Here is a 24,359-nt window from a genome sequence, read left to right as displayed (position 1 = left end):
ACGTCAGGCTTGCTGTGTCGTGATCGGGCCGCTGAGGGCGCGCAGAAACCGGCGGGCGATGAGCGCTCGGGCCAGCAGCAGGCCGGGCAGCAGCGGCCACCCCCACCAGGAGGCCGGCCGCGCGAAGCTGCGCACGGTGAGCCACACCGAGCCGTCGTCGGTCTGGTCGAGCGTGAACGATTCTTCCCCTGAGAATGGATGCCCTGGCAGGGTTCCGACGGCGTACATGACGCGCTCGGTCTCATGCTCGAGCAGCACGACGCGAGTGGGCAGCGGCAACCAGATCTGCCGGCCGACCTGCCAGCCCACGACGATGACGTCGCCCGGGCGCAGTTGACGGTCACCTCGGCCGGTGTAGACCTCGTCGATCGTGCCGACCTGTGCGGCTTCGACGGGCTCGCCCGCGCCGTCGAACTCGACGGGCTGATACTCGAGTTGAGCATCCGTCGCCGCGACGGGCGTGATGCGCACGCCCATGCCCGCTCCGCGATACACGCCCCCGGTCAGCAGCTCGTCGACAGCATGCGCCCACCGCTCGTCGCCATGGCCGACGCGCCCCCGACGCTCGAGCGGACGATAGCCCGCCGGCGGGTACTGCATGAGGTCAGGCGCCTGGCTGGCCCCGACGGCGGCATAGGTCACCGGTTGCTGCAGGCGCTGGCGATCGATGCTCACAAGTCTCAGCGTAGAGCGCGCAGCCGGCGCGCGAGACTGCGGAGGGGTGCGCGCTTGTCTCGGAGAGGCTCGCTCGTTTCGGAGACGTGCGCGGTTCTCGGAGAGGAGCGCGATCGTCTCGGAGTTGTTCCCGAACTGTAGGATTGTGGCGAGCTACGCCGCCCACCCCCTTCCTACAGTTCGGGAACAACTGCAAGGGGCACCGGGAACCCCGCTCTCCGGGCGCGAGGTGGTCGGTGCATGTCAGTGCGACGCGAGTGCGCGCAGGTAGCGACGCGTGTAGATCGACTGCACGAGGCGCAGCAGGGGCGCGCCGAGCATCCAGATGCCCGGCGACGGTCGCGAGAATCCCTGCACGACGAGGCGCACCGACCCCGCATCGTCGATCGTGACGAGAAAGGCCTCTTCGCCACGTTCGGGGTGCCCCGGCAGGGTTCCGTAGACGAGCCCTCGGCGGTCGGGCTCGTCGACGGTCGCCAGCACGCGAGCGTATGCCCGCAGCGGAATAACTCCCAGCACCGGAATCTTGAGCGTGACATCGTCACCGACTTCGACACGGGCAGTGCTGACGCGGATGCCCGCCCCACGCTGCAGCGCCCACTCGAGCACGGCATCCGCTGCCGAGGCCCACCGCTCGGGCCCCGAGCCGATCACGGCCTCGTGCCGAAAGACTCGAAACCCCTCGGGCACGCTCGCCGGGTCGAGGTCGAGACTGCCGCCGTGCGGCGTGTAGGTCAGCGGGGGCCTCGGCGCAGCATCCACGAGCCCTGCCCTACTTCTTCTCTTTCGCCTTCTCGACGTCACCAGACAGCGCCGCGATGAACGCCTCTTGCGGCACCTCGACTCGGCCCACCATCTTCATGCGCTTCTTGCCCTCTTTCTGCTTCTCGAGCAGTTTGCGCTTGCGGGTGATGTCACCGCCGTAGCACTTGGCGAGCACGTCTTTGCGCATCGCGCTGATCGACTCGCGCGCGATGATGCGCGCCCCGATCGCCGCCTGAATCGGCACCTCGAACTGCTGCCGCGGAATGAGCTTCTTCAACCGCTCGGTCATGAGCACCCCGTAGGCATAGGCCTTCTCGCGGTGCACGATCGCACTGAACGCATCGACCGCCTCACCCTGCAGCAGAATGTCGACCTTCACGAGGTCGGCCTCCTGATCGCCCGAAGGCTCATAGTCGAGGCTCGCGTAGCCGGCCGTCTTGCTCTTCAAGTGGTCGAAGAAATCGAAGACGATCTCGCCGAGCGGCATCGTGTACTTGATTTCGACCCGGTCTTCACCGAGGTAGTCCATGCCGATGAGGGTTCCGCGGCGGCTCTGGCAGAGCTCCATGATCGTGCCCACATAGTCTTTCGGCGCCAGAATGGCCGCTTTCACCATCGGCTCGCGCACCGACGCGACCTTCGCGCCCGTCGGAAACTCGCTCGGGTTCGTCACTGTGAAGTGCTTCTTGTCGTCCGTCGTCACCTCGTAGGTCACGCTCGGCGCGGTCGAGATCAGATCGAGGCCGAACTCGCGCTCGAGCCGCTCCGTGACGATCTCGAGGTGCAGCAGCCCCAAGAACCCGCAACGGAACCCGAAGCCGAGCGCCACCGACGTCTCAGGCTCATAGTTGAGCGACGCGTCAGAGAGCTTCAACTTGTCGAGCGCCTCGCGCAGCACCGGATAGTCGCTGCCGTCGATCGGGTAGAGCCCCGAGAACACCATCGGCTTCGGGTCGGTGTAGCCGGGCAGCGCCTCAGTCGCCGGCTTCTGCGCGTTCGTGATCGTGTCGCCGACCTTCGACAGGCGCACGTCTTTCACACCCGTGATGAGGTAGCCGACCTCGCCGACCCCCAAACCCTTGCTCGGCACCGGCTCGGGCGAACTCACCCCGATCTCGAGCAGCTCGTGAGTGGCGCGCGTCGACATCATCTGAATGCGCTCGCGCGGGCTCAGCAGCCCGTCGACCATGCGCACATAGGTGATGACGCCGCGGTAGGCGTCGTAGACCGAGTCGAAGATCATCGCGCGGGCGGGAGCCTCGGGGTCGCCCTTCGGTGCCGGAATCAGCTCGACCACCGTGTCGAGCAGCTCGCTCACACCCTCACCCGTCTTGCCGCTCACGCGCAGCACATCGTCAGGCGACCCGCCGATGAGGCTCGCGAGCTCTTTCGCATACTTCTCGGGGTCGGCTGCAGGCAAGTCGATTTTGTTGAGCACCGGGATGATCGTCAGATCGTTCTCGAGCGCCAAGTAGAGGTTCGCCAGAGTCTGAGCCTCGATGCCCTGCGCGGCGTCGACGAGCAAGATCGCACCCTCGCAGGCCGCCAGGCTGCGGCTCACCTCATAGGTGAAGTCGACGTGGCCAGGAGTGTCGATCATGTTCAGGGCGTAGGTGACGGGCTTGCCGCCGTCTGCCGGCAGAAGCGCCCACGGCATGCGCACCGCTTGCGACTTGATCGTGATGCCGCGCTCGCGCTCGATATCCATACGGTCGAGATACTGCTCGCGGGCCTGCCGGTCGCTGACGATGCCCGTGATGCCGAGCATGCGGTCGGCAAGGGTCGACTTGCCGTGGTCGATGTGCGCGATGATGCAGAAGTTGCGAATCAGCGTCGGGTCGGTCGCGGCGGGGGCGAGAGCGGTGTGGGCGCGGGGAGACATTGCCGACCATTCTCCCATGCGTGCGAGTGGCCGATCGCACGATGCACCTGGTAATGTCGTCTGTTGGCTTGCGTGTCAGAAAGCCCTCTCTCTTTCGACACGGAATGCGGCTGGGATCAGTTCGCCTCCCCGCCGCCACACTCACACCGTTCCTGAAGAAGAAAGCACACACGTGGCAAACATCAAGTCGCAGATCAAGCGCATCAAGACCAACCTCAAAGCGCAAGAGCGCAACAAGGCCATCAAGAGCGAGCTCAAGACGGCGATCCGCCGCACCAACGAGGCCATCGCCGCAGGCGACAAGGCCACGGCCGAGACCGCGCTCAAGACGGCGACCAAGAAGCTCGACAAGGCTGTGAGCAAGGGCGTCATCCACGAGAACCAGGCGGCGAACCGCAAGTCGTCAATCGCCAAGCAGGTCGCAGCGCTCTAAGTTTCACCCGCACGACTCAACGCCCTCGCCGGTTCGCCCGGCGGGGGCGTTGTTGTGTCGCGGGGGCGATGTTGGGCGGGGCGGGGGCTGTTGGGCGGGGCGACGCGAGGGCGCGCGGGGCGGGGGCTGGTGCGCGGGGCGACGGGAGGGTGCGCGCACTTGCCGTGGGATTACTGCTCGACTCGCACCGCGCCAGTTCGCGCGTCGATCGGGCACTTGTTGGGTCGGTCACCGGCAACCAGCGCAACAAGTGCCCGATCGACGCACTTGTTGACACGCGATGGGCGACACGAGCCGCTCGTGACACGTGCGGAGAGCAGGCAACGTGCGCGGCGGGCGGGCGGGCGGGCGGCGAGCGAACCCCGTGCGCGATGCGCGATGCTCGCGGCGAGCGGACGGCGCTACTCGAGCGCTTCTACAGCTCGTGCCCTCGGGCCGCGACCGTGCGCACGAGGGTCTCGAGCGCGTAGACCGGGTCGCGGCTCGCGCCCTTGACGGCAGCATCGGTCTCGGCGGCGGCGAGAATCGCGCGCCCGAGTCCCGCTTCGTCCCAGCCCTGCAGGTCTCGCCGGGCGCGGTCGACCTGCCACGGTGCGAGGCCCAGCGTCGACGCCACCTGGCCGCCCGCGCCGCGCGTGCCCCCGACCTTGGCCATCGTGCGCAGCTTCATGGCGAACGCGGCGACCATCGGCACGGGGTCTGCTCCCGTCGCGAGCGCGTGCCGCAGCAGCCCCAGTGCTTCGCCGTGCCGCCCCGCGATCGCCGCGTCTGCCACCGCGAAGGCGTTGGTCTCAACGCGTCCGCCGTAGTAGCGGGCGACGGTCTGCTCGGTGATGTCGCCGTCGGTGTCGGCGATGAGCTGCTGGCAGGCTCCGGCCAGCTCGGCGAGGTCGTCGGTGAACGCGCTGACGAGAGCGCGCAGCGCGGCGGGCGCGATGGGGCGCCCGGCGTGCCGAAACTCGGCGGCCGCGAAATCGGCGCGGTCTGAGTCGCGCTTGAGCTCGGCGCAGACCACCTCGATGCCGCCGCCGACCCCCGACCTGATGGCGTCGAGCAGCTTCTTGCCGCGCACTCCCCCGCCGTGGCGGATGAGCAGCACCGTGTCGTCGGCCGGAGCCTCGAGATACTCCAGCGCCTCCTGCAGAAAGGCGTCGTTCATCGTCGACGCCCCGTCGACCCTGATCAGCCTCGGCTCGCCGAACAGCGACGGGCTCGCGAGGGTCATGAGCTCGCCCGGCGCATAGCTATCGGCCATGACATCGTGCACCTCGAGGCTCGCGTCGACGTCACGCAGGGCATCGCGCAACTGACGACTCGCCCGCTCGGCGAGAAACCCTTCGGGGCCGCTCACGAGCACGATCGGTGCTGCGCGAATCTGGTGCCAGGCGACCTGCGGGATGCTCGCCGACGCCCGCGCGCTCGATGACTTCTTCGGCGCAGCCATGGGGCTCCTCTCGGCGTCGACGTGTGCTCTCTCAGACTAGTTCTCTGGTCTGACCCTCGAGAGCCGCTCGCGCCACACGCGCAGCCCCGCCTCGCCCGTCGACACGAGCACAAGCCCGTGCTCGTCGCTGCGGCCGAGCACTGCGCCGAGCCCTTCGAGTTCAGCGAGCAGCCCGGGAGCGGGGTGGCCGTAGCCATTGCCCGCCCCGACGCCGATGAGGGCGACGGGTGCCGCCACCGCCCGATACAGTTCGAGATACTGGTCGGGCGAGCCGTGGTGGCTCACCTTGACGACGTCGAACCGGCCGAGGTCGTGCGTGCTCGCGAGCATGCGCTGGGTCGTCTCGTCGAGGTCGCCGAGCGCGAGCATGCTCGGGCATGACGAACCCGGCCCGCCGATCGCGAGCACGATGCTCGCGTCGTTGCCCGGGTCGATGCCGCGATGCGTCGGAGGCCACAGCACCCGCCACGCGCAGTCGCCGAGCATGCCGCGCTCACCATCGGCCACGGTGTCGACCTGTGCGCCTGCGTCGAGCAGTGCCGCGACGACTCCCTCGTCGAACTCGCGCCCCGTCGGGCCGACGATGACGCGATCGACCCGGCCAGCGACGACGTCGACGGCTCCGACGTGGTCGAGGTCGAAGTGGGTGAGCACGAGCAGGTCGATGTGGTGCACGCCCAGTGCCGACAGGCACGACCGCAGTGGCTCAGCACGGGGGCCGGTGTCGATGAGTGCCACCTCATCGCCGCTGCGCACGAGCACGGCGTCGCCTTGCCCGACGTCGCACTGCGCATAGACCCAGTCGTGCGGGCGCCCGAGGGTGCGCAGCGCCGCGACCCCCGCGGTCGCTCCCATGATGACGACGATCGACACGACGAGCAGTGCCGCGATCGCCCGCCGCACCGCGACAGTTCCGAGTCGAGCGGGCACCCCGGCTGCGAGCAGCCCCGCCGCCGTGAGGCCCCCGAGCAGCAGTGCACCGCCGAGCCCTTCGGGCCACGGCAGCAGCGCCCCCGGCAGCCCCGAGCTCACGTGCGCGACGCCGGCGATCCACGCCGAGGGCACCCACGCGATCGCGGCGACGAGTGCGGCGATGGGCGGCACGATGGGGGCGAGCAGGCACGCGATCATGCCGACGATCGTCGCGATGGGCGCCGCTGGGGCGGCGAGAATGTTGGCGAGCACCCCGCTGAGGGGCACTTCGGGCGCGAGCATGATGAGCACGGGCTGGCAGGCGAGCTGCGCCGCGAGAGGCACGGCGATCCACAGCGAGACCGGTGCAGGCATGACGCGCCTGAGCTTCTCGGCGATGGGGCCTGCGAGCACGAGCAGCGCCGCGGTCGCGAGCACCGAGAGGCTGAAGCCGTATTCCCGCGAGATCCACGGGTCGAGCGCGACGATGCCGAGCACGGCGAGCCCCAGCACCGGCAGCCCCCGCGCGGGCCTTCCACTCACGAGCGCGAGCAGCACGACCGCGGCCATGACGGCCGCGCGCACGACGCTCGGCTCGGGGGTGACGAGCACGACGAACCCGCCGAGCGCGAGCAGCGCGACGACCACGCGCACGGGTCGAGGCCACCGTGCGAGCGTGCCGACCCCGAGCACGAGCCCGACGACGATGGCGCAGTTCGACCCAGAGACGGCGACGAGGTGGCTCAGCGCGCTGCGCTTCATCGCCGAGTCGAGCTCGTCGCTCACCGCGGTCGTGTCGCCGATCGCGAGCCCCGGCAGCAGATCGGCCCCGTCGCCGTCGAAGGGCTGCATGAGGTCGAGAAACCCTGCCCGCAGGTCGTCGGTCACGGCGAGCAGCGGCGCGGGAGCACCGACCGGCTGCAGCGGCGACACCGATCGCACGAGGGCCACTCGCTCGTCGGCGGGCTCGAGCCCGATGAGTCTCACGGTGCCCTCGAGGCGCGTGCCGAGCGGCCATCGCTCAGTGGCCGTGAGCCCCAGCAGCCGCACCGGCACCCGCACCGCCACCTGCTGCCCCTCGACGTCGAGCGACACCAGTGCGGCACGCGCACTCGACCCCCACGCGCTCGCCACCGTCGGCGTCACGGTCTGCTCGAGCTCGAACTGCGCCGTCACCGCCTCGCCCGACTCGATCACGGCGTGGACCGCGGGCGGCAGGCGGGCCGGGGCGGCCAGCGCGACGGCTGCGGCGATCAGTGCGATCGCGATGAGACTCGGGATGCTCGCCGCGACCACCCCGCGCGCCCGCGCCGGCGACGCCGCGAGCCCCGCCGCCACGACGGCCGCCGCGCCCGCCACCGCCCACGCAGCACCCGGAACGCCGATGAGCCCCACCGCTGCCAGCCACCCGACGAGGGCGGGCAGCGCGAGGCGGGCATCCACGAGTCGAATCGCCGGGTCGTTCACACCGTCACCTGATCGCGCAGGCCGTCGAGAATCTTGGCGCCGATGCCCGAGACGGCGATGAGCTCGTCGACGCTGCGGAAGGGGCCGTTCTGCTCGCGCCACGCGATGATGCGCGCGGCGAGCGCGGGGCCGACGCCCGCGAGGGTCTGCAGCGCAGTCGAGTCGGCCGTGTTGAGGTTGACGCGGCCCTGCGCGTCGGTGCCGCCGCCCCCCGCGCTCGGTGGGGGCACCTCGCCGAGGCGCGGCACGTACAGCTGCTCGCCGTCGGCGACGACGCGCGCGAGGTTGACGGCGCCGAGGTCGGCGTCGTCGCTCGGCCCTCGAGCGGCGGCGATCGCATCGACGACGCGGCTGCCGAGCGGCAGCTCGACGATGCCGGGCTCGACGACGGCGCCGTGCACGTGCAGCACGACGACCTCCGGTGCGATCACCGAAGACCCACCGTCGACGGGTGTCGCGACGGCCACCTCGACGGTCTGCCCGCCCGGCGTCAGCATGGCGACGAGCACGGCCGAGCCGAAGCCCAGCAGCGCGAGCACGACGACGCCACCCAGTGCTGCGCGCACGCGCACCGACCGCCGGGGTGCAGCGTCTGCCTCAGTCACCGACGCAGGCTAGGCCGACCTCCGACAGCGACGCGCCGAGGAGTGAGAACCGGGGAGTCGCTACTTCACGGTCGCGATGTTGACGACTCGCGGCGCCCGCACGATCACTTGCGCGATCTCGCGGTCGCCGATCGCGCGCGCCACGTTCTCTGACCCGCGAGCGAGCGCTTCGAGCTCTGCGCCACCGATGGTGGGGCTCACCTCGAACTTGTCGCGCACCTTGCCGTCGACCTGCACGATCGCCGTCACCGACTCTTCGACGAGCAGCAGCGGGTCGGCCTTGCGCCAGCCCGCGAAGGCGACGAGGTGGTCTTTGCCGTCGCCGCCGTGGCCGAGTCGGCTCCACATGTCTTCGGCCGTGTACGGCGCGAAGATCGAGAGAGCGATCGCGACCGTCTCGACGGCCTCGCGCACGGCGGGGTCCGCGGCGCCGGGCCCCGAGTCGATCGTCTTTCGGATGACGTTGACAAGCTCCATGGTGCGGGCAACGGCCACGTTGAACTTGAAGCTCTCCATGAGCGGCGGCACCTCGGCCAAGAAGCGGTGCGTCGCGCGGCGCAGCGCGAGATCGCCGTTCGAGGGGTCGGCGCCGACGGGCGACGCGACCTCGCCCGAGAGCCGCCAGGCGCGCGCGAGAAACTTCTGCGAGCCGGTCGGCGACACGTCGGCCCAGTCGATGTCGTCTTCGGGCGGTCCGGCGAAGGCCATCGTCAAGCGCACGGCGTCGACACCGTAGCGGTCGACCCCCTCGGTGAACGTGACGATGTTGCCCTTCGACTTCGACATCTTGGCGCCGTTCAGCACGACCATGCCCTGATTGAGCAGCGCGCTGAACGGCTCGGTGAAGCTCACATAGCCGAGGTCGAAGAGCACCTTCGTGATGAAGCGCGCGTAGAGCAAGTGCAGAATCGCGTGCTCGACTCCGCCCACGTACTGGTCGACGGGCGCCCACTTCTCGGCTTCACGCGGGTCGAAGGCCTGCGTGTCGTCGTTCGGCGAGAGAAACCGCAAGAAGTACCACGACGAGTCGACGAAGGTGTCCATCGTGTCGGTGTCGCGGCGCGCAGGGCGGCCGTCTGGCGTGGTCGTCGCGACCCAGTCGTCGAGCGCGCCGAGCGGCGAGGTGCCCTTCGGCTTGAGGTCCATGCCCTCTTCGTAGGGCAGCACGAGCGGTAGAGCATCCATCGGCATGGGCACTTCGGCGCCGTCGTCGGTGTACATGATCGGAATCGGCGTGCCCCAATAGCGCTGCCGGCTGATGAGCCAGTCGCGAAGGCGATAGGTCTTGGATGCCCGCCCCGTGCCGCGTGATTCGAGCAGCTCGATCGCCCGCTTGATGGCGTTCGACCTGCTCAAGCCGTCGAGCGGCCCCGAGTTGATCATGCGGCCGTCGCCCGTGAGCGCCTCACCCGTGGCGACCGGGTCGAGCGGTGCGTCGGCCGGCCCGGTGTCGCCCGACTCGAGCATCTCGGGCGTGATGATCGGAATCGCGCCCGTGACGGGAGCGTTCGTGTCGACGACGACCCGCACCGGCAGGTCGAAGGTGCGCGCGAAGTCGAGGTCGCGCTGGTCGTGGGCGGGCACGGCCATGATCGCGCCGTGGCCGTAGTCGGCCAGCACGTAGTCGGCGGCCCACACGGGGATGCGCTCGCCGTTGACGGGGTTGATCGCCCAGCGGTCGAGAAAGACGCCGGTCTTCTCGAGCGAGGTGTCTTGGCGGTCGATCTCGCTCTTCTTCTGCGCCTCTTCGAGGTAGGCCTGAAACGCCATGCGCACCTCGGGAGTCGAGCCAGCCGCGAGTTCGGCAGCAAGATCGCTATCAGGGGCGACGACCATGAAGGTCGCGCCGAAGAGCGTGTCGGGGCGAGTCGTGAAGACCGTCACGGGCGAGTGGTGCCCCTCGATCACGAAGTCGACGTCGGCGCCCGTCGAGCGGCCGATCCAGTTGCGCTGCATCGTCAGCACCTTGGCCGGCCACGAGCCCTCGAGCTGGTTGAGGTCGTCGAGCAGGCGGTCGGCGTAGTCGGTGATCTTGAAGTACCACTGCGTGAGCTTCTTCTTGACGACGACGGCCCCAGAGCGCTCGCTCGTGCCGTCGGGCAGCACCTGCTCGTTCGCGAGCACCGTCTGGTCGACCGGATCCCAGTTGACCCAGCTGTCTTTGCGGTAGGCGAGGCCCTTCTCGTACATCGTCAAGAACAGCCACTGGTTCCAGCGGTAGTAGTCGGGGTCAGAGGTGTGCAGCACGCGAGTCCAGTCGAAGCTCGCGGCGTACCGCTTCATCGACACCTTCTGCTGCTCGATGTTCTCGTACGTCCACAACCGAGGGTCGGCGCCGCGCTTGATGGCCGCGTTCTCGGCGGGCAGGCCGAACGAATCCCAGCCGATGGGGTGCAGCACCGTGAAGCCCTGCTGGCGCCAGTAGCGCGCCACGATGTCGCCGAGTGCGTACTGCTCGGCGTGACCCATGTGCAGGTCGCCGCTCGGGTACGGAAACATGTCGAGCACGTACTTGCGCGGCTTCGAGTCGGTCGGGTCGTCGACGGTGAACGGCTGCAGCTCATCCCACACAGGAGCCCAGCGGGCCTCGATGCGGGCGAAGTCGTAGGCGTTCTCGTCGGGCAACTCGTCGGTCACTGCGGATCTCGATTCACATGGGTGCTGGGGTGGCGGCAGGGGCGTCGGGCGGCGAGCGCCCGAAGTTCTCAGATTACCGCGTGCCCTGACCGGAGTCGGCACCGGAGTCGGCACCGAGCGCTCGCAGCAGCGCTGCGGCCTTCAGCCGCATCTCGGCCACCTCGGCCTCGGGCTCGCTGAGCGCCGTGATGCCGCCACCCGCCCCGATCGTGGCCGTGCCGCCCTCGACGACGATGCTGCGGATGACCATGGCCAGATCGGCGCTGCCATCGGCGCCGAGGTAGCCGAAGGCTCCCGAGTACACGCCGCGGGGGCCGGCCTCGAGCTCGGCGAGCAACTCGATGGCGCGTCGCTTGGGTGCGCCCGTCATCGAGCCCGCGGGCAGGCATGCGGCGACAGCATCCAGAGCATCGAGACCAGAACGTAGGCGCCCCTCGATCGTGCTCACCAGCTGGTGCACGTGGGCGTAGCTCTCGACCTCGAGCAGCCCCGTCACGGTGACGCTGCCCACCTCGCACACGCGCGAGAGGTCGTTGCGCATGAGGTCGACGATCATGAGGTTCTCGGCCTGCTCTTTGTCGCTCGCCGCGAGCTCGGCCGCGAGCTCGGCGTCGCGGCGGGCATCAGCGCCGCGGGGTCGGGTGCCCTTGATGGGTCGCGTCTGCACGACTCCGTTGTCGACGCGCAGAAAGGTCTCGGGGCTCGCGCTCAGCAGCGTCGTCTCGCCGATGCGCACGAGCGCTCCGTGGTGCGCGGGGCTCGAGCGCCGCAGTCGCCGGTAGATGGCAGCAGCGTCGAGGGGCGCGCCATCGACGGTTTCGACGCGCGCCTGGGTCGTGAGGCACAACTGGTAGGCGTCGCCGTCGCGAATGCTGCGCTGGCACTCGCGCACGAGGTCGGCGTAGTGCTCGTCGGTGTCGCGCCAGACGACCGGCCCGAGCGGTGCGCTCTCAGCACCGGATGCTCGCCCCTCGCCTGAGAACGCCCCGAGCATGCGCTTCCGCCACTCGTCGAGCTCGCCGCTCCACTGCCCTGCGCGTGACGGGTCGAGCGCGATCAGTCGGCACTCGCCCGTCGTGTGGTCGACCGTCACGCCGCGGTCGACGTGCAGCCACGCGGCGCGGTGGTGGCTCGGCACCTCATCAACCCGCATGCCCATGGTCTCGGCCCGCAGTTCGTAGCCGAACCATCCGATGAGGCCGAGCGGCAGCGTCGCGTCGCTCGGTTCGACGGCGAGCGCGTCGAGCTCGGCGCGCAGCCGCGGCAGCACGGGTTGCGCGTCATCGAGCAGCACCCGCTCGCCGATCGCCACCAGACTCTGACCGGTGCGCGCCCCGACCCCGCTGTCGAGCCACACGGTGCCGTCGGCCCCCGGGTGCAGCGCCTCAAGCACCTCGAGGGCGACCTCGGGGTCGACCGGCGGCTCGATCGCACACTCAAGAACCCCGGGCCGCATACGCTGAATCTTATGGTCGAGGGCGAAGGGCACCCCGCAGAGCCCGGCCTCCACGCCTGGGTGCGCGACGGCTGGCAGCTCGTCGACTGGTGCGACCCGCACGACGGTGCCGCGCTCGTCGCCGACTCGTGGCGCGTCGTCGACGCACGCGTGCGCGGGCTCGATCGCCATCGGGCGCGGTTTCTGCACGGCGTCGAGCAGCAGCGGCCGAACGCCCTGCCTGCTGCCGACTCGTTCATCGCCGCTGTCGTCGATGCCCTCCCCCGAACGAGAGACTGGTTTCCGCGCATCGAGCTGCGCGAGCGCGGCGACGACACGCAGCTCTGGTACCGACTGCGGCCCACTCCCCTGACGAGCACCGAGGTCGTGCTCGCGACCTCGCCGCGCGATGTGCGCACCCAGCCCCTCGTGAAAGGGCCCGACCTCGACGCGCTGCAGGCGCTGCGCACAGAGGTGCAGCCGCTCGGCGCCGGCGAAGCCGTCATCGTCGACGAGTACGGCCACATCGTCGAAGGCGCATACAGTGCCGTGCTGTGGTGGCGCGACGGCGTGCTCGTGCGGCCCGACGACTCACTGCCGCGCATCGCGAGCGTCACCGCGGGGCTCGTGCTCGACGCCGCGCGCGCCGAAGGGGTGCCGCTCGCCGAAGAACGCGCGCGGCCCCACGAGCTCGCAGGCTGCGAGGTCTGGGTGCTGAGTGCGCTGCACGGGCTGCGGGCGGCGACCAACTGGGTGGATGCTCCGGCCCTCGCGCCGCCGCGCCGCGCCGCTCAAGGCCGCGCCTGGCTCGAGGCCGCCGAGACGCCGCTCGCGCAGAGGTGAGGGCGGGCGGGGTGAGCGGGGCATCCGGTTGCCTGCTGTTCACCTGACGGCGCCACCCTGAGCGGCGTGGACGCGATCACGCAGTGGGTGCTCGACGCTGCGGCGTCGATCTGGGTGTTTCCGGCCGTCGCCCTGCTCACCGTCGCCGACGCCTTTCTCGTCGTCGTGCCGAGCGAGACCATCGTCGTCGCCCTCGGATCGCTCTCGGCGTCGAGCGGATCACCCCATATGGTGGCCCTCATCGTCGTCGCGGCGGTGTCGGCGATGATCGGCGACAGCCTCACCTTCGCCCTCGGCCGCCGCCTCGGTGCTCCCCTGCTGGCACGGGTGCGATCGCCGCGCGTGCAGTCGGTGTTCGAGTGGGCGCGCATCGCCCTCGAGCGCCGCGCCGCACTCGTCATCTTCATCGCCCGGTACATTCCCTTCGGACGGGTGGCGGTCAACCTCGTCGCCGGCGCGACCGGCTTCGCCTACCGTCGATTCCTGCCCCTCAGCGCGCTCGCCTGCACCGCTTGGGCGGTCTACAACGTGGCCCTCGGGGCCGCATTCGGCGCCTGGCTCGGCGACTACCCCGTCGTCGCCGTCGCCGTGTCGATCGTCGTCGCGATCGCCGTCGGGCTGCTCATCGACGCGATTCGAGTGCGGCGAGAGCGTCGTCGCGCCGTCGAATAGGTTTGTACCCCGACCGGGGGACACCATCTCGGGGGGTGACAGATCCTCCCCTCACAGGCGCGTCGCACCATAGACTGACGACGCCGGATTCGGGGCCGGCGCACAAGGGGGCAGCACAGTGGCAGACGACGAATACGGACGAGTGCCGGCGGGGTGGTACCCCGACCCGCTCGGGCTGCCGCAATTGCGCTGGTGGGACAACCACGCGTGGACAGAGCACGTCTCTGACGCGCGTCAGCCGATGATGCCCACGCAGACCGCCGCACCCACGCTCTACGCAGACGAAGAACTGCCCACGCGCCGCGAGCGCCGCAGCACCGAATCTGCCCCGATCGACGACGACCTCCCCGTCGACCAGCCGACGGCCGCGAGCCTGCGGCAGCTGGCACCGCCCTCGACCGACGACACCCTTCCGGCGGCGACGCCCCTCGTCGAACCGAGCGCACCCTCGGCAGCTGAACCAGCAGGCTCGGCTCCGGCAGCAGGCTCAGCCCCGGCCGCGAGCTCGGCCCCCAGTGCCGCCGACGCGTTCGCCGCAGCCGCCTTCGCCGACCTCGCCGCCGAAGCGGCGCGCGCCGAGGCGCAGCGCACGGCGTCGCCGTGGGTCGCGCACCAGCAAGAATCTGCGCCCGTCAGCGCCAGCGCGACAGCGTACGGCTCGGCACCGCAGCAGGGCTCGCCGGCGTACGGCTCGGCTCCCGGCTACGGCTCGGCGCCCGGCTACGGCTCGGCCCCCGGCGCGCCCGCCGCGGTGCCCTCGTGGACGCAGTCTCCGGTCTCTGCCTCAGACCCCGGCCGACGTGGCACCCACCAGACACTCGGAACGACGCCGACCAACCTGCAGACCATCGAAGCCTGGGCCATCGCCCTGCTGCCCATGCTGCAGCTGCTGCTGAGCCTCCTCGTCGTCGCAGCGTTCTCGACCGGGCCCAGCGTGGCGTTCATGGCCGCCATCTGGCTCGGCCCGCTGCCCATCATCGTGCTGCTGGCCTTCTTCGACGCCCGCACCCTGCACCGTCGCGGAGTCGATCGCCCCATCACGGGCTGGGCGGCCCTGCTCGGAGGCCCCATTTACCTAACAGCGCGCGCCGTTCGCCTCAGCCGCATCTCAGGCGCCGGCTACGGCCCGATCGGTGTCGCACTGCTGCTGACCGGGCTCATCGGCGCCTCGGTGCTCGCCGTGCCCGGGCTCGTCATCGCCGCGTTCCCTGCCGCCTTCGCGGCCGAAGCATCGAACAGCATCGAGCTCAACGCCCGCAGCATCGGCGCCTCGATGGACGCCACGTGCCCGGCGACGCCGCCGCTGTTCATCGGGCAGCAGTTGCGCTGCCCCGCCGTGAACTCGTCGGGCGACCCGATCGTGGTCACCGTGAGCTTGCAGCGCTCGAACGGATGGATCGCCTGGCAGGTCGACGATTGGGGAATCTTCAGCGTGGTTCGCTGAGCGAATACCGACAGAGCAGCACCGGCACTGATCGACGCATAATCAGAAGCACGACCTGGTCGGGGGACCAGGAGCACATGGGGGAACAACGATGACGACGACCGTGCAGGTTGCGGCCGGATGGTACGCCGACCCGGTGACCGTCACGGCCACCGGCGAGGCCACGCAGCGACGCTGGTGGGACGGCACCGCGTGGACGCATCACACCGCGCCGATCGAGCCCGTGGCGCCCGCAGCCGCCCGACCCGCCGTCAGCACCACCGCCGTGTCGAGCGCACCGACCACCCTCAGCCCGAGCGACTCTGCCCGTGTCGCCGAGAGCATGCCGCTGCACGCGGTGCAGACCGTCGGCGCGCGTCGCGACCGGATCGCTCACGAGGTCGCCGCCGCCGCACCGTACTCGACGCTCTCGCCGGCCACCACGACCTCGCCCGCGAGCGCCGCCAGCTCAGACCACGGCCACTACGAGCCGTTCTCGCACCGCCGCAACACCGAGATGCTCGAACGCTCGACGCACCGCGCATCGCGCAACGAGAGCGGCCTGCGCGTGCACACCGTCTCGATCTGGCTGATGGCGACCATGCCCATCACCCAGGCGCTGCTCGTCTACTGGGTGTTCAGCTCGCTGCCGCCCGAGAGCTCGGCGTGGACGCGTGCGCTGACCGTCGCGCTGCCCTTCGTGCTCTACGCCGCACTCGCCGGTCAAGACACGCGGCTCATGGAGGCCTCAGGGCACCTGCGCACCGCACCGTGGATCACCGCGCTGCTGACCCCGCCGATCTACCTCGCGGTGCGCGGCGTGCGTGTGGCCCGCACCACCGGCTCGGCGCCGTGGCCGCTCTACGTGTGGTTCATCGTGCAGGCCGGCGTCGTCGCCGTCTGGTGGCTGGTCGACCCCGCCGCCGTGCTCGCACTCGTCGGGCTCGTCTGACGCGCGGAAGGGCATCCGCACCGCTGAGAACCCTCTCGGCGAAGCGTCGTAGTCTCGAGAGATGGACGAGACGCGCAACCGACGGGGCGCCAGCCTCGAAGTGCTGCGCGCCGAAGCGCACGACGAGCTGCAGACCGTCATCATGGCGCGCGCCCGCGGCGGCGAAGACCCGTGGAGCTTCATGAGCGAACTGCCCACCGTCGACGAACTAGTGGTGTGGATGCTGCGGGCCGAACGCATCCGCGCCGACGGCGACCGCCTGCCGAGCCCCGCGCGCGACTACCGACTGCTGCGGCAGATCGCGCTCGACCACCCCGCGCTCACCACCACTGTGTGGAGCATGCTGGGTCGACTGTCGAGCGCCTGAACCCGCCCGCGGCGTCGAGAAAGTGAAACACCTCGTCACCCCAAAGGGGGCGCGCCCGACCCTGCCCCCGCACCGATGCGCCTCGTAGAATAGACCTGCTCGAGGTGTCACCCGCACCACCCCGACCCGCATCACCCTGACCCACCCCGACCCGCCCGGAGCATCACCTGACACCTCGCCGCACTGGCGCACCGGGCCCGCCCCCAGGAGTCCCATGTCTGAGCACCACTCCCCCGCACCCGGGTGGTACGACGACCCGGAGCGCGCCCTGCACCTTCGCTGGTGGGACGGCGCCAAGTGGACGACCCACACACGTGCCAAGCAGGTCGCGGCAGAGCCCGTAGCCGCCACCCTGCCGACGACCACCGGCTCGACGGCGACCATCGCCGAACCGACGGCGGCCATGCCCTACGGCTTCTCGGCGCCGTACTCGTGGTCTCCCTCAGCCCCGACCTCGGCATCAGTGCCTCCAGCGCCCACCGTCGTCGACTACGCGCCTGAGCGCTCGCTCACCGGCGCATCCTGGGCGCTCGCCTGCACGCCGCTCGTCACCGTGCTCGCGCAGGCGGCCGCCGTGCTGCTCACCGGGTTCGAGTCGACCCCGTTCATCTGGATTGTCGGCGCCGCCGTGCTGCCCATTCTCTGGATCATCATCTGGGTGCGGCGCGACCGCATCACGCTCTACGAGTGGGGCCACGTGCGTCGGGCGCACTGGGGCTGGGCCTTTCTCGGCGCCCTCGGCTACCTGTTCGCCCGCGCCATCGTCGTGCGCCGCACGACGCGCGCCGGCTGGTGGCCGCTGCTCGTCAACCTGGGGCTGACGGCCGTGCTCGTCAACGTGGGGCTCTTCACCCCGGCGCTCGGGGTGCTGCGCACGATCGTCTTCTAGACCGCCCTATAGCCGGCGAAGGCCGAGCACCCGCACGACCGCGACACCCTCGGCCGCACTCGCCGCGAGGTCGACGACCGCGTCGATGCCCCAGTCGTGATCGCCGGCCGGGTCGTCGATCACTTGGCGAACCGCCCACGTGCCCCCAGCATCCCCCGCCCCCTCATGATCAGGGCGCTCATCGATCTGCACGAGGGATGCACTGCGCGCGTTGCCCCCCGTCAGCACCTCGTCGTGGTCGGCGTAGTAGGCGTCGAGCGCCTCGGGCCAGCCCGCGTCGGGGTCGAGCGCCTCGAGGTCGTCGTCGCGCTGCAGCGCGACGAGCTGCACCCGCCGAAACAGCTCGTTGCGCACGAGCACGAGAAACGCCCGCCGATTGGTCGTGACGTCGGGCGGCGGGGGCGGCAGCAGGGGCTCGTCGCTCATGGGCGCGGTGGGGTTGCTGAGCTGCTCCCACTCGTCTTGCAGGCTCGAGTCGACCTGCCGCACGAGCTCGCGCAGCCATTCGATGATGTCGCGCAGCTCGTCGGTCTTGGCCTCGTCTGGCACGGTCTGCCGAATCGCGCGGTCGGCGTCGCTGAGGTAGCGCAGCAGCAGCCCTTCGCTGCGCGCCAGCTTGTAGTGGCTCACGTACTCGGTGAAGGTCATGGCCTTCTCGTAGAGGTCGCGCACGACGCTCTTGGGGCGCAGCTCGACGTCGCGGATCCAGGGCTGGGTGCTCGCGAAGGTGTCGAACATGGCGGTGAGCAGCTCGGCGAGGGGCTGCGGGTGCTCGACCTCGTCGAGTGCCTCCATGCGCTCGTCGTAGTCGAGGCCCTCGGCCTTCATCGCGCCGATCGCCTCACCACGCGCCGCGAACTGCTGCTGGGCGAGCACCGGCCGCGGGTTGTCGAGGGTCGACTCGATGACGCTGATGACGTCGAGCGGGTAGTTCGGGTCGGTGTGGTCGAGCACCCCGATGACGGCGAGCGCGAACGGGCTCAACGGCTGGTTGAGCGCGAAGTTGGGCTGCAGGTCGACCGTGAGCCGCACCTGCGGTGTCAACAACTCAGGACGATCGTCAGGTGCACCCGCGCTGGGGGCGCGCTCAGACGTGTTCGCAGCAGATCGTCCTGAGTTGTTGACACTCGCGCGGTCGATGACGACGACGCCGGCGCGCACGAGGGTCTTCGCGATGCCGAGCGCCCGGCGCACGAGCTCGCGCTGCCGCTGCGGCGGCTCATGGTTCTCGGTGAGCAGCGCGCGGGCATTGCCGAACACGTCTCCTCCGCGGGCGATGAGGTTGATGAGCATCGCCGCCGACACCTGCATGCGGCTCTCGAGCGGTTCGGGCGCGCCACCGATGAGCCGCTCGAAGCTCGTCTCGCTCCACGTCACGAAGCCCGCGGGTGCCGACTTGCGCACGATCTTCCTCTTTTTCTTCGGGTCGGCGCCGGCCTTCGTCGTCGCGAGGTGGTTCTCGACCTCGTGATCGGGAGCCTGCACCACGACGAGCCCGGCCGTGTCATACCCGGCGCGCCCGGCGCGACCCGCTATCTGGTGAAATTCGCGAGCGCTCAGTTGGCGCATCCTGACGCCGTCATATTTGCTGAGCGCCGTCAGCAGCACGGTGCGAATGGGAACGTTGATGCCGACACCGAGGGTGTCGGTGCCGCAGATGACGCGCAGCAGCCCGCGCTGGGCGAGCACCTCGACGAGCCGGCGGTACTTCGGCAGCATGCCGGCGTGGTGCACGCCGATGCCCGCGCGCACGAGGCGGCTGAGCGTCGTGCCGAACCCGGTCGAGAAGCGGAAGTCTCCGATGGCGGCGGCGATCTCGTCGCGCTGCTCTCTCGACACGACCCGGATGCTCGACAGGGCTTGCGCGCGCTCCATCGCCGCGGCCTGGCTGAAGTGCACGATGTAGATCGGTGCTTGTCTGTCGCCGAGCAGCGTCTCGACGGTCTCGTGCACGGGCGTTCGAACGTACTCGAACGTCAGCGGAATCGGCCGCTCAGTGTGCGTCACCTCGCTCACCGGGTGTCCCGTGCGGCGCTGCAGATCGGCGGCGATCGGCGTCACGTCGCCGAGCGTCGCGCTCATGAGCAGAAAGCGCGCGTTCGTGAGCGTCAGCAGCGGCACCTGCCACGCCCACCCGCGGTCGACGTCGGCGTAGTAGTGAAACTCGTCCATGACGACGATGCCCGCCGCGAGGTCGGGGCCTTCGCGCAGCGCCTGGTTGGCGAGAATCTCGGCCGTGCAGCAGATGATCGGCGCATCGCCGTTGACAGCGCTGTCGCCCGTCACCATGCCGACGTTCTCGGCGCCGAAGATCTCGACGAGCTGGAAGAACTTCTCGCTCACGAGCGCCTTGATCGGCGCCGTGTAGTAGGTGCGCTGCCCTTGCGCGAGGGCGATCGCGTGGGCGGCGACCGCGACGAGGCTCTTGCCCGAGCCCGTCGGGGTGGCGAGCACCACGTGCGCTCCGGCGACGAGCTCGAAGATGGCCTCTTCTTGCGCCGGATACAGCGACAGACCCCGCTCGTCGACCACCCAGTTCTCGATCGCGTCGAACGCGGCCCCCGCCTCGTAGGGGTTGGGCATGCGCTCGAGCAGGGTCACCCCTCGAGTCTGCCCCACCCGGCCGTGTCGACAATTCAGGACGAACTGCTCGCAGACGGGGGCACGGGATGCTCGCAGCGCGTGTCGGCGCGTGGCGAGCATCCCGTTGTCCTGAATTGTTGACGGCGAGAATGGACGTTTCGGGCGCGAGCCGACATGTACCGTGTGAGACCCACTGACGAGGAGACCCCATGGACGACCGGATGCTCACCCGCCTGCTCGACACATCTGCACGCGCCACGGCAGAGGGTGACCACGTCGACGACGCCGTGGCCGCCGTCGCACGAGCCTCACGGCCGCGCAGCAGGCGGCGCACGCTCACCGCTCTCGCTGCAGGCGGGGCGCTCGTGCTCGCGACCGGCACCGCGGCGGCCGCAGGCCCTCAGCTGCTCACCCACCTGGGATGGTGGGCCGAGAACTCCACGATGCAGCTGACGCGCGACGGCACCGTGTGCACGCAGGGCTTCCGCGTCTCGGCCACGCCCGAGCGCGTGACCGACCCCGCGGCACTCGAGATCGCCCGTGCCGCGCTCGTCGAGGTCGACCTCGAGTCGCTCGACCTGAGCGAGACGCTGCGCGAACTCGAGCCTGAGCTCGCGAACGCCGACTACGTCGAGGGCGGGGAGCCGTGGGCCCCCACCGGCGCCTACACCGACAGCTTTGCGCTGTTCGTGGCCCTCTCAGACCACGTTCGCGACGCGGTCGCGGCGGCCGGCTTCGACCCAGACTCGGTGTCACTCGACGGCGCTGCCGAGTGCGATGGACCACTGACGGTTCCGGTCGGGCCGTGACGCCTGACGAGCTCGAGAGACTCATCAGTGCCAACGCGCGAGACGTGCTGCGCTACTTCGAGCGACGCGTCGCCCAGCCCGCCGACGCCGCCGACTGCTTGAGCGAGGTGCTGCTCGTGTTGTGGCGCGATCGCGCGCGAGTGCCAGACGACCCGATCGAGGGGCGGCTGTGGATGTTCGGCATCGCCCGCACGACCCTCGCCGCCGCCGGGCGCCGCAGCGGGCGTCGCTCGGCCGAAGTCGAGCGCCTGCGCGCCATGCTCGAGACATCAGCCGCCGACTTGCACGCCGACAACGAGGGTCTCGCCATCGATGTGCGCGACGCGATCGCGCGCCTGCCCGTCGCGCAGCGCGAGGTCGTGCAGCTGCACCATTGGGAAGGCTTGCCGCTCGTCGACATCGCGGCGGTGGTCGGAGTGTCGTCGTCGACAGTTCGCTCGCGGTATGCGGCGGCGCGAGCCGCACTGACGGCGTCGCTCGCGTCGTACGGCGTCGACGCCTGACGCATCACAAGAGTTTTCGGATGAACGTGGAACGCCTGTCAAGGCCTTTCGGCACCCGCCCGCTCTCGGTTGACTCGTCGAGCGAGGGTCGCGCAACCGGGCGCGGTTCTCTGACGAGAGGAGCACGACGTGAGCGACGACAAGAACAGCATCACCGACGCCGACGAGCAGAGCATCATGGCGGGAGGCGTCATTCGCGGGCAGGTCGGTCGCGGTGGCGGCGAAGACGACGAGCTCTCGGGATCGCCCGACGACGTGCGCAGCGTCGACGAGTCGCGCGACGAGGCCGCCGGCGACCAAGACCACGCCGCCGAGACCGACGACGAGCACGACCGCACGCAGGGCCACGTCTAGCCCTGGTTCGTGTCAACAATTCAGGACGAACGGCTCACTGCGGTCGGCACGGGATGCTCGCGCCGCGTGTCTGCGCGCGGCGAGCATCCCGTTGTCCTGAATTGTCGACGCGCGCCGCGCGAGTCTCGGCCCCGCGAGCAGCGCGGCTCAGCTGCCGGGGCTCTGCACCAAGAAGAACGGGAAGACTCCGGGGTTGTGGGCGTGCACGATGGCGAGGAAGACCACGAGGTCGAACAGCAGGTGCACGATGATGACGTAGGTGAGCGACTTGGTGCGGTGGAAGATCCAGCCCTGCAGCAGCGCGAAGGGGATGGTCATGAGCGGGCCCCAGGCCTGGTAGCCGAGCTCCCACAAGAAGCTGACGAAGATGATCGACTGCAGAATGTTGGCCGTCAAGACGGGAAAGTGCCGCAGTAGCAGCACGTAGCAGGTGCAGATGAAGAACAGCTCGTCCCAGATGCCGACGGCGTTGACGCCCACGAAGAGGCGAGCCACTTCTGAGAATTCTGAAACCGCTGGCCAGTTCTGGTAGGTGCCCGACGTGATGAAGTAGAACGGCAGAATCAGCCAGCCGAGAAACGGCACGGCGAACAGATATGACTTCTCCCACCGCTGCCACTTCTGCCCGCTGCGCCACGGGAATCGAATCACGCGACGCTTGAACACGAAGCGATCGATGACGAACGGCACCACCACGGCGAGACTCAGCACGAAGCCGAGCAAGAAGAAGTTGGGCCACGAGATGTCGGCCTTGACGCTCACGGTGCTGACGACGATGAGCCCGGCGGCGATGATGCCGAGATCGCGCATGAGCTCGCGGTCGACGAAGTAGGCGACGACGAGGCCGATGACCAGCCAGGGGTAGCCCACGAGTCGTTCTTCGAAGCCGAACAGCGGTATGGCGCTCGTCGCCACGATGGCCGCCGGCAGCAGCTTGAGGCTCAACGCTCGGCGGTCGTCTGTCACGGGCACGGCGTCAGCGGCAGGCATGCGCTGATTCTGTCAGGTCGAGCGCGGCTCACGCTGGGTCATCGCTGAAGCGCGCTTCATCAAACCGGCAGAATCACGCTGCGACCCCCGATGTCAACCCGGTTGTGGCGACGGCAGCAGACCGGTTCACTGGCCGCATGACGAACGAACGCGAGAACACCGCACCTGACGCCGACGAGCTCGACAGCGCCGACTACGACCAGGCCGACCGCGACGCCGTGCAGGGCGCCGACCCCGACATCACGGTGCCCGGGGCGAGCGACACGGCCGAGTCGGGCGGCCAGGGCGCCGACGACCGCTACCGCGACGGCGAGCTCGGCGGGGGCGCCATCGGCGGCTCGATCGACGACAACGCGCGAGAAGGAGACCAGCCATGAGCACCACGGGCGGCGAGCAGATTCCGACGGGCGACGCGGCGCGCTCTCGAGACGACACGACGAGCATCGATCCGCGCAGCGATCCGCCGAACGTCGACGAAAACGGCAAGCCCATTGATGACGGCATGGGGCCGGATGCTCCGCTCGACGTCGCCGGAGAAGACGAGCCCGTCGACTCCGACGACGAGAACCCGCTCGAAGAGGCGAACAGCAGCTAGGCGTCGAGCCGGCTGACGACCTCGTCGATGACGTCGGCGATGCCGAGCACTCTGAAGTGCCCGATGTGCGGCAGTCGCACGTTCTCGGCGCCCGGCAGGGCGGCATGCCCGACGGGCACATACTGGTCGAACTCGCTGTAGAGCGAGGTGATGCGCGCGTTGACGCCGAGGGCGTCGCGCAGCTCGACGATGACCGCGCGGGTCGGCGAGAACTCGCGCCACGGCCCGATGCCGAAGCGCGCGAGCGGGCTGCCCAGGTAGGGCGTGTTGATCGAGATCATGCGGTCGAACCGCCCCTCGTCTGCCCGCGCGGCGTCGCCGACGAGCAGCAGCTTGCCGATGAGCCCGCCCTTGCTGTGGGCCACGATGCGCACACCGCGCAAGTCGCGGTGCTCGACATAGGCGGCGAGCAGCGCGGCCATCTCGGGAATCGGGTGACGGTTGAAGCCGAGCTCGGGCACGCTGTGCACGGGGTGCCCGAGCGCTTCGAGGCGGTCGCGGATGGGTTTCACATAGTGCCAGGTCTCGAACACGCCGGGGATGAGAAGTACGGGAGGCGGAGCATCCGGTGCCGGTTCTGACGGCGCTGGCGGCCGCGACCCGTAGCGGTAGTACCGCAGCCGCGCCCGCGCCACATAGAGGTAGTCAGCTGCGATGCCGGCGACTCGTCTCATCGCGGCGGAGCATAGCCCGGGCCCACACCGGTGGCAACCCCTGGTGGCTGACCTCGGGGCGCGATTGAGTGGAGGCACACCACGGCACACCGCCGGGTGACGACGACGAGGGGGCTCGACCATGAGCAGCAGCGACCAGAACGGCGGCATCGCCGCACACGACGGCGACGTCACGCAGGGCGAGAACCCGGGCGCGCAAGGCGACTTCGGTGCCGGCCAGGGCGACTCGGGCGAGAACGGCACCCCGCAGTACGACCCCACCGTCGATGAAGACGCGCTCGTCGAAGGCGACGAGCAGCCGCGTCGCGTGACCGGCGACGACGACCAGGGCGAGAACGCGGCGATCTAGCCGCTCTGCCCGCACGACAGGCCGAGGGTGAGTGAAGCGTCACCGTCGGCTCAGGGTGCCCGTCATCACGGGGAGATCGGGCACCCGCCCACCACGTCAGT

24 protein-coding genes are annotated in these 24,359 nt (G+C 69.8%); 13 read left to right on the top strand and 11 right to left on the bottom strand.

Going from position 1 to position 24,359, the window contains the following annotated elements; translation table 11 throughout:
- Positions 1-3 precede the first annotated feature (3 nt).
- From KIT89_RS02175 to lepA, 3 genes are all read right to left on the bottom strand, one after another.
- Positions 4-675, bottom strand: a complete 672-nt coding sequence (locus KIT89_RS02175) for a DUF1990 family protein (RefSeq protein WP_297602855.1) — start codon at positions 673-675, stop codon at positions 4-6.
- A gap of 243 nt (positions 676-918) precedes the next feature.
- Positions 919-1,437 carry a DUF1990 family protein gene (locus tag KIT89_RS02170; RefSeq protein WP_297602853.1) on the bottom strand — a complete coding sequence of 173 codons (519 nt, stop codon included), beginning with the start codon at positions 1,435-1,437 and terminating at the stop codon, positions 919-921.
- A gap of 10 nt (positions 1,438-1,447) precedes the next feature.
- Positions 1,448-3,322, bottom strand: coding sequence for a translation elongation factor 4 (gene lepA, locus KIT89_RS02165; RefSeq protein WP_297602852.1), 1,875 nt, complete (start codon positions 3,320-3,322; stop codon positions 1,448-1,450).
- 172 nt (positions 3,323-3,494) lie between these two features.
- On the opposite strand from lepA, the gene rpsT reads away from it, so the two are divergent.
- Positions 3,495-3,755, top strand: a complete 261-nt coding sequence (gene rpsT, locus KIT89_RS02160) for a 30S ribosomal protein S20 (RefSeq protein ID WP_297602851.1) — start codon at positions 3,495-3,497, stop codon at positions 3,753-3,755.
- Between the two features lie 415 nt (positions 3,756-4,170).
- Here the strand turns inward: rpsT and holA are convergent, their stop codons facing one another.
- From holA to pabB, 5 genes are all read right to left on the bottom strand, one after another.
- The gene (gene holA, locus KIT89_RS02155) at positions 4,171-5,199 is read right to left on the bottom strand and encodes a DNA polymerase III subunit delta (protein WP_297602850.1); all 1,029 of its coding nucleotides are present in this window, start codon (positions 5,197-5,199) and stop codon (positions 4,171-4,173) included.
- Between the two features lie 36 nt (positions 5,200-5,235).
- Positions 5,236-7,578 (bottom strand): ComEC/Rec2 family competence protein, encoded by a 2,343-nt coding sequence (locus tag KIT89_RS02150; protein WP_297602849.1) that lies wholly within the window; start codon positions 7,576-7,578, stop codon positions 5,236-5,238.
- Positions 7,575-8,183, bottom strand: a complete 609-nt coding sequence (locus tag KIT89_RS02145; protein ID WP_297602847.1) for a helix-hairpin-helix domain-containing protein — start codon at positions 8,181-8,183, stop codon at positions 7,575-7,577. The genes KIT89_RS02150 and KIT89_RS02145 overlap by 4 nt, the downstream gene beginning before the upstream one ends.
- A gap of 60 nt (positions 8,184-8,243) precedes the next feature.
- On the bottom strand, positions 8,244-10,820 hold the full coding sequence (leuS, locus tag KIT89_RS02140) for a leucine--tRNA ligase (protein ID WP_297602846.1): 2,577 nt from the start codon (positions 10,818-10,820) through the stop codon (positions 8,244-8,246).
- Positions 10,821-10,893: 73 nt separating this feature from the next.
- The gene (pabB, locus tag KIT89_RS02135) at positions 10,894-12,276 is read right to left on the bottom strand and encodes an aminodeoxychorismate synthase component I (protein WP_297602845.1); all 1,383 of its coding nucleotides are present in this window, start codon (positions 12,274-12,276) and stop codon (positions 10,894-10,896) included.
- A gap of 12 nt (positions 12,277-12,288) precedes the next feature.
- Here pabB and KIT89_RS02130 point away from each other — a divergent pair, with 12 nt between their 5' ends.
- The 6 genes from KIT89_RS02130 to KIT89_RS02105 all read left to right on the top strand — a co-directional run bounded on the left by KIT89_RS02130 (position 12,289) and on the right by KIT89_RS02105 (position 17,401).
- Positions 12,289-13,098, top strand: a complete 810-nt coding sequence (locus KIT89_RS02130; RefSeq protein WP_297602844.1) for an aminotransferase class IV — start codon at positions 12,289-12,291, stop codon at positions 13,096-13,098.
- A 66-nt stretch (positions 13,099-13,164) separates the two neighbouring features.
- Positions 13,165-13,770, top strand: a complete 606-nt coding sequence (locus KIT89_RS02125) for a VTT domain-containing protein (RefSeq protein ID WP_297602843.1) — start codon at positions 13,165-13,167, stop codon at positions 13,768-13,770.
- Positions 13,771-13,888: 118 nt separating this feature from the next.
- Entirely contained in the window at positions 13,889-15,214 is a 1,326-nt protein-coding gene (locus tag KIT89_RS02120) for a DUF2510 domain-containing protein (protein WP_297602842.1), read from the top strand.
- Positions 15,215-15,305: 91 nt separating this feature from the next.
- The gene (locus KIT89_RS02115; protein ID WP_297602841.1) at positions 15,306-16,145 is read left to right on the top strand and encodes a DUF2510 domain-containing protein; all 840 of its coding nucleotides are present in this window, start codon (positions 15,306-15,308) and stop codon (positions 16,143-16,145) included.
- Between the two features lie 61 nt (positions 16,146-16,206).
- On the top strand, positions 16,207-16,512 hold the full coding sequence (locus KIT89_RS02110) for a tryptophan synthase subunit alpha (RefSeq protein WP_297602839.1): 306 nt from the start codon (positions 16,207-16,209) through the stop codon (positions 16,510-16,512).
- Between the two features lie 214 nt (positions 16,513-16,726).
- Positions 16,727-17,401 carry a DUF2510 domain-containing protein gene (locus KIT89_RS02105; protein ID WP_297602837.1) on the top strand — a complete coding sequence of 225 codons (675 nt, stop codon included), beginning with the start codon at positions 16,727-16,729 and terminating at the stop codon, positions 17,399-17,401.
- A 6-nt stretch (positions 17,402-17,407) separates the two neighbouring features.
- Here KIT89_RS02105 and KIT89_RS02100 read toward each other — a convergent pair whose 3' ends face one another.
- Positions 17,408-19,984: an RNA helicase gene (locus KIT89_RS02100; RefSeq protein WP_297603882.1), complete on the bottom strand. Its 2,577-nt coding sequence runs from the start codon at positions 19,982-19,984 to the stop codon at positions 17,408-17,410.
- 209 nt (positions 19,985-20,193) lie between these two features.
- Here KIT89_RS02100 and KIT89_RS02095 point away from each other — a divergent pair, with 209 nt between their 5' ends.
- The 3 genes from KIT89_RS02095 to KIT89_RS02085 all read left to right on the top strand — a co-directional run bounded on the left by KIT89_RS02095 (position 20,194) and on the right by KIT89_RS02085 (position 21,650).
- Positions 20,194-20,793: a hypothetical protein gene (locus tag KIT89_RS02095; RefSeq protein WP_297602836.1), complete on the top strand. Its 600-nt coding sequence runs from the start codon at positions 20,194-20,196 to the stop codon at positions 20,791-20,793.
- A complete protein-coding gene (locus KIT89_RS02090; protein WP_297602834.1) occupies positions 20,790-21,296 on the top strand; it encodes a sigma-70 family RNA polymerase sigma factor in 507 nt (168 codons plus the stop codon). The genes KIT89_RS02095 and KIT89_RS02090 overlap by 4 nt, the downstream gene beginning before the upstream one ends.
- A 129-nt stretch (positions 21,297-21,425) precedes the next feature.
- Entirely contained in the window at positions 21,426-21,650 is a 225-nt protein-coding gene (locus KIT89_RS02085) for a hypothetical protein (protein WP_297602832.1), read from the top strand.
- 147 nt (positions 21,651-21,797) lie between these two features.
- Here KIT89_RS02085 and KIT89_RS02080 read toward each other — a convergent pair whose 3' ends face one another.
- On the bottom strand, positions 21,798-22,640 hold the full coding sequence (locus tag KIT89_RS02080; RefSeq protein WP_297602831.1) for a CPBP family intramembrane glutamic endopeptidase: 843 nt from the start codon (positions 22,638-22,640) through the stop codon (positions 21,798-21,800).
- Between the two features lie 137 nt (positions 22,641-22,777).
- On the opposite strand from KIT89_RS02080, the gene KIT89_RS02075 reads away from it, so the two are divergent.
- Together KIT89_RS02075 and KIT89_RS02070 are read left to right on the top strand one after the other, a co-directional pair.
- On the top strand, positions 22,778-23,017 hold the full coding sequence (locus KIT89_RS02075) for a hypothetical protein (protein ID WP_297602830.1): 240 nt from the start codon (positions 22,778-22,780) through the stop codon (positions 23,015-23,017).
- Positions 23,014-23,235 carry a hypothetical protein gene (locus KIT89_RS02070; protein WP_297602829.1) on the top strand — a complete coding sequence of 74 codons (222 nt, stop codon included), beginning with the start codon at positions 23,014-23,016 and terminating at the stop codon, positions 23,233-23,235. The genes KIT89_RS02075 and KIT89_RS02070 overlap by 4 nt, the downstream gene beginning before the upstream one ends.
- On the opposite strand, the gene KIT89_RS02065 is transcribed toward KIT89_RS02070, so the two are convergent.
- Positions 23,232-23,909, bottom strand: coding sequence for an alpha/beta hydrolase (locus KIT89_RS02065; protein WP_297602828.1), 678 nt, complete (start codon positions 23,907-23,909; stop codon positions 23,232-23,234). The genes KIT89_RS02070 and KIT89_RS02065 overlap by 4 nt on opposite strands.
- A 121-nt stretch (positions 23,910-24,030) precedes the next feature.
- Between KIT89_RS02065 and KIT89_RS02060 the strand changes: the two genes are divergently transcribed.
- Positions 24,031-24,258, top strand: coding sequence for a hypothetical protein (locus KIT89_RS02060; RefSeq protein ID WP_297602827.1), 228 nt, complete (start codon positions 24,031-24,033; stop codon positions 24,256-24,258).
- The last annotated feature ends 101 nt before the right edge of the window (positions 24,259-24,359 follow it).

It is taken from the genome of Microcella sp. (genome assembly GCF_025808395.1).
GTDB lineage: Bacteria > Actinomycetota > Actinomycetes > Actinomycetales > Microbacteriaceae > Microcella.
Note: the sequence above shows the minus strand (reverse complement) of the source record. Positions and strands in the feature narration are given on the sequence as shown.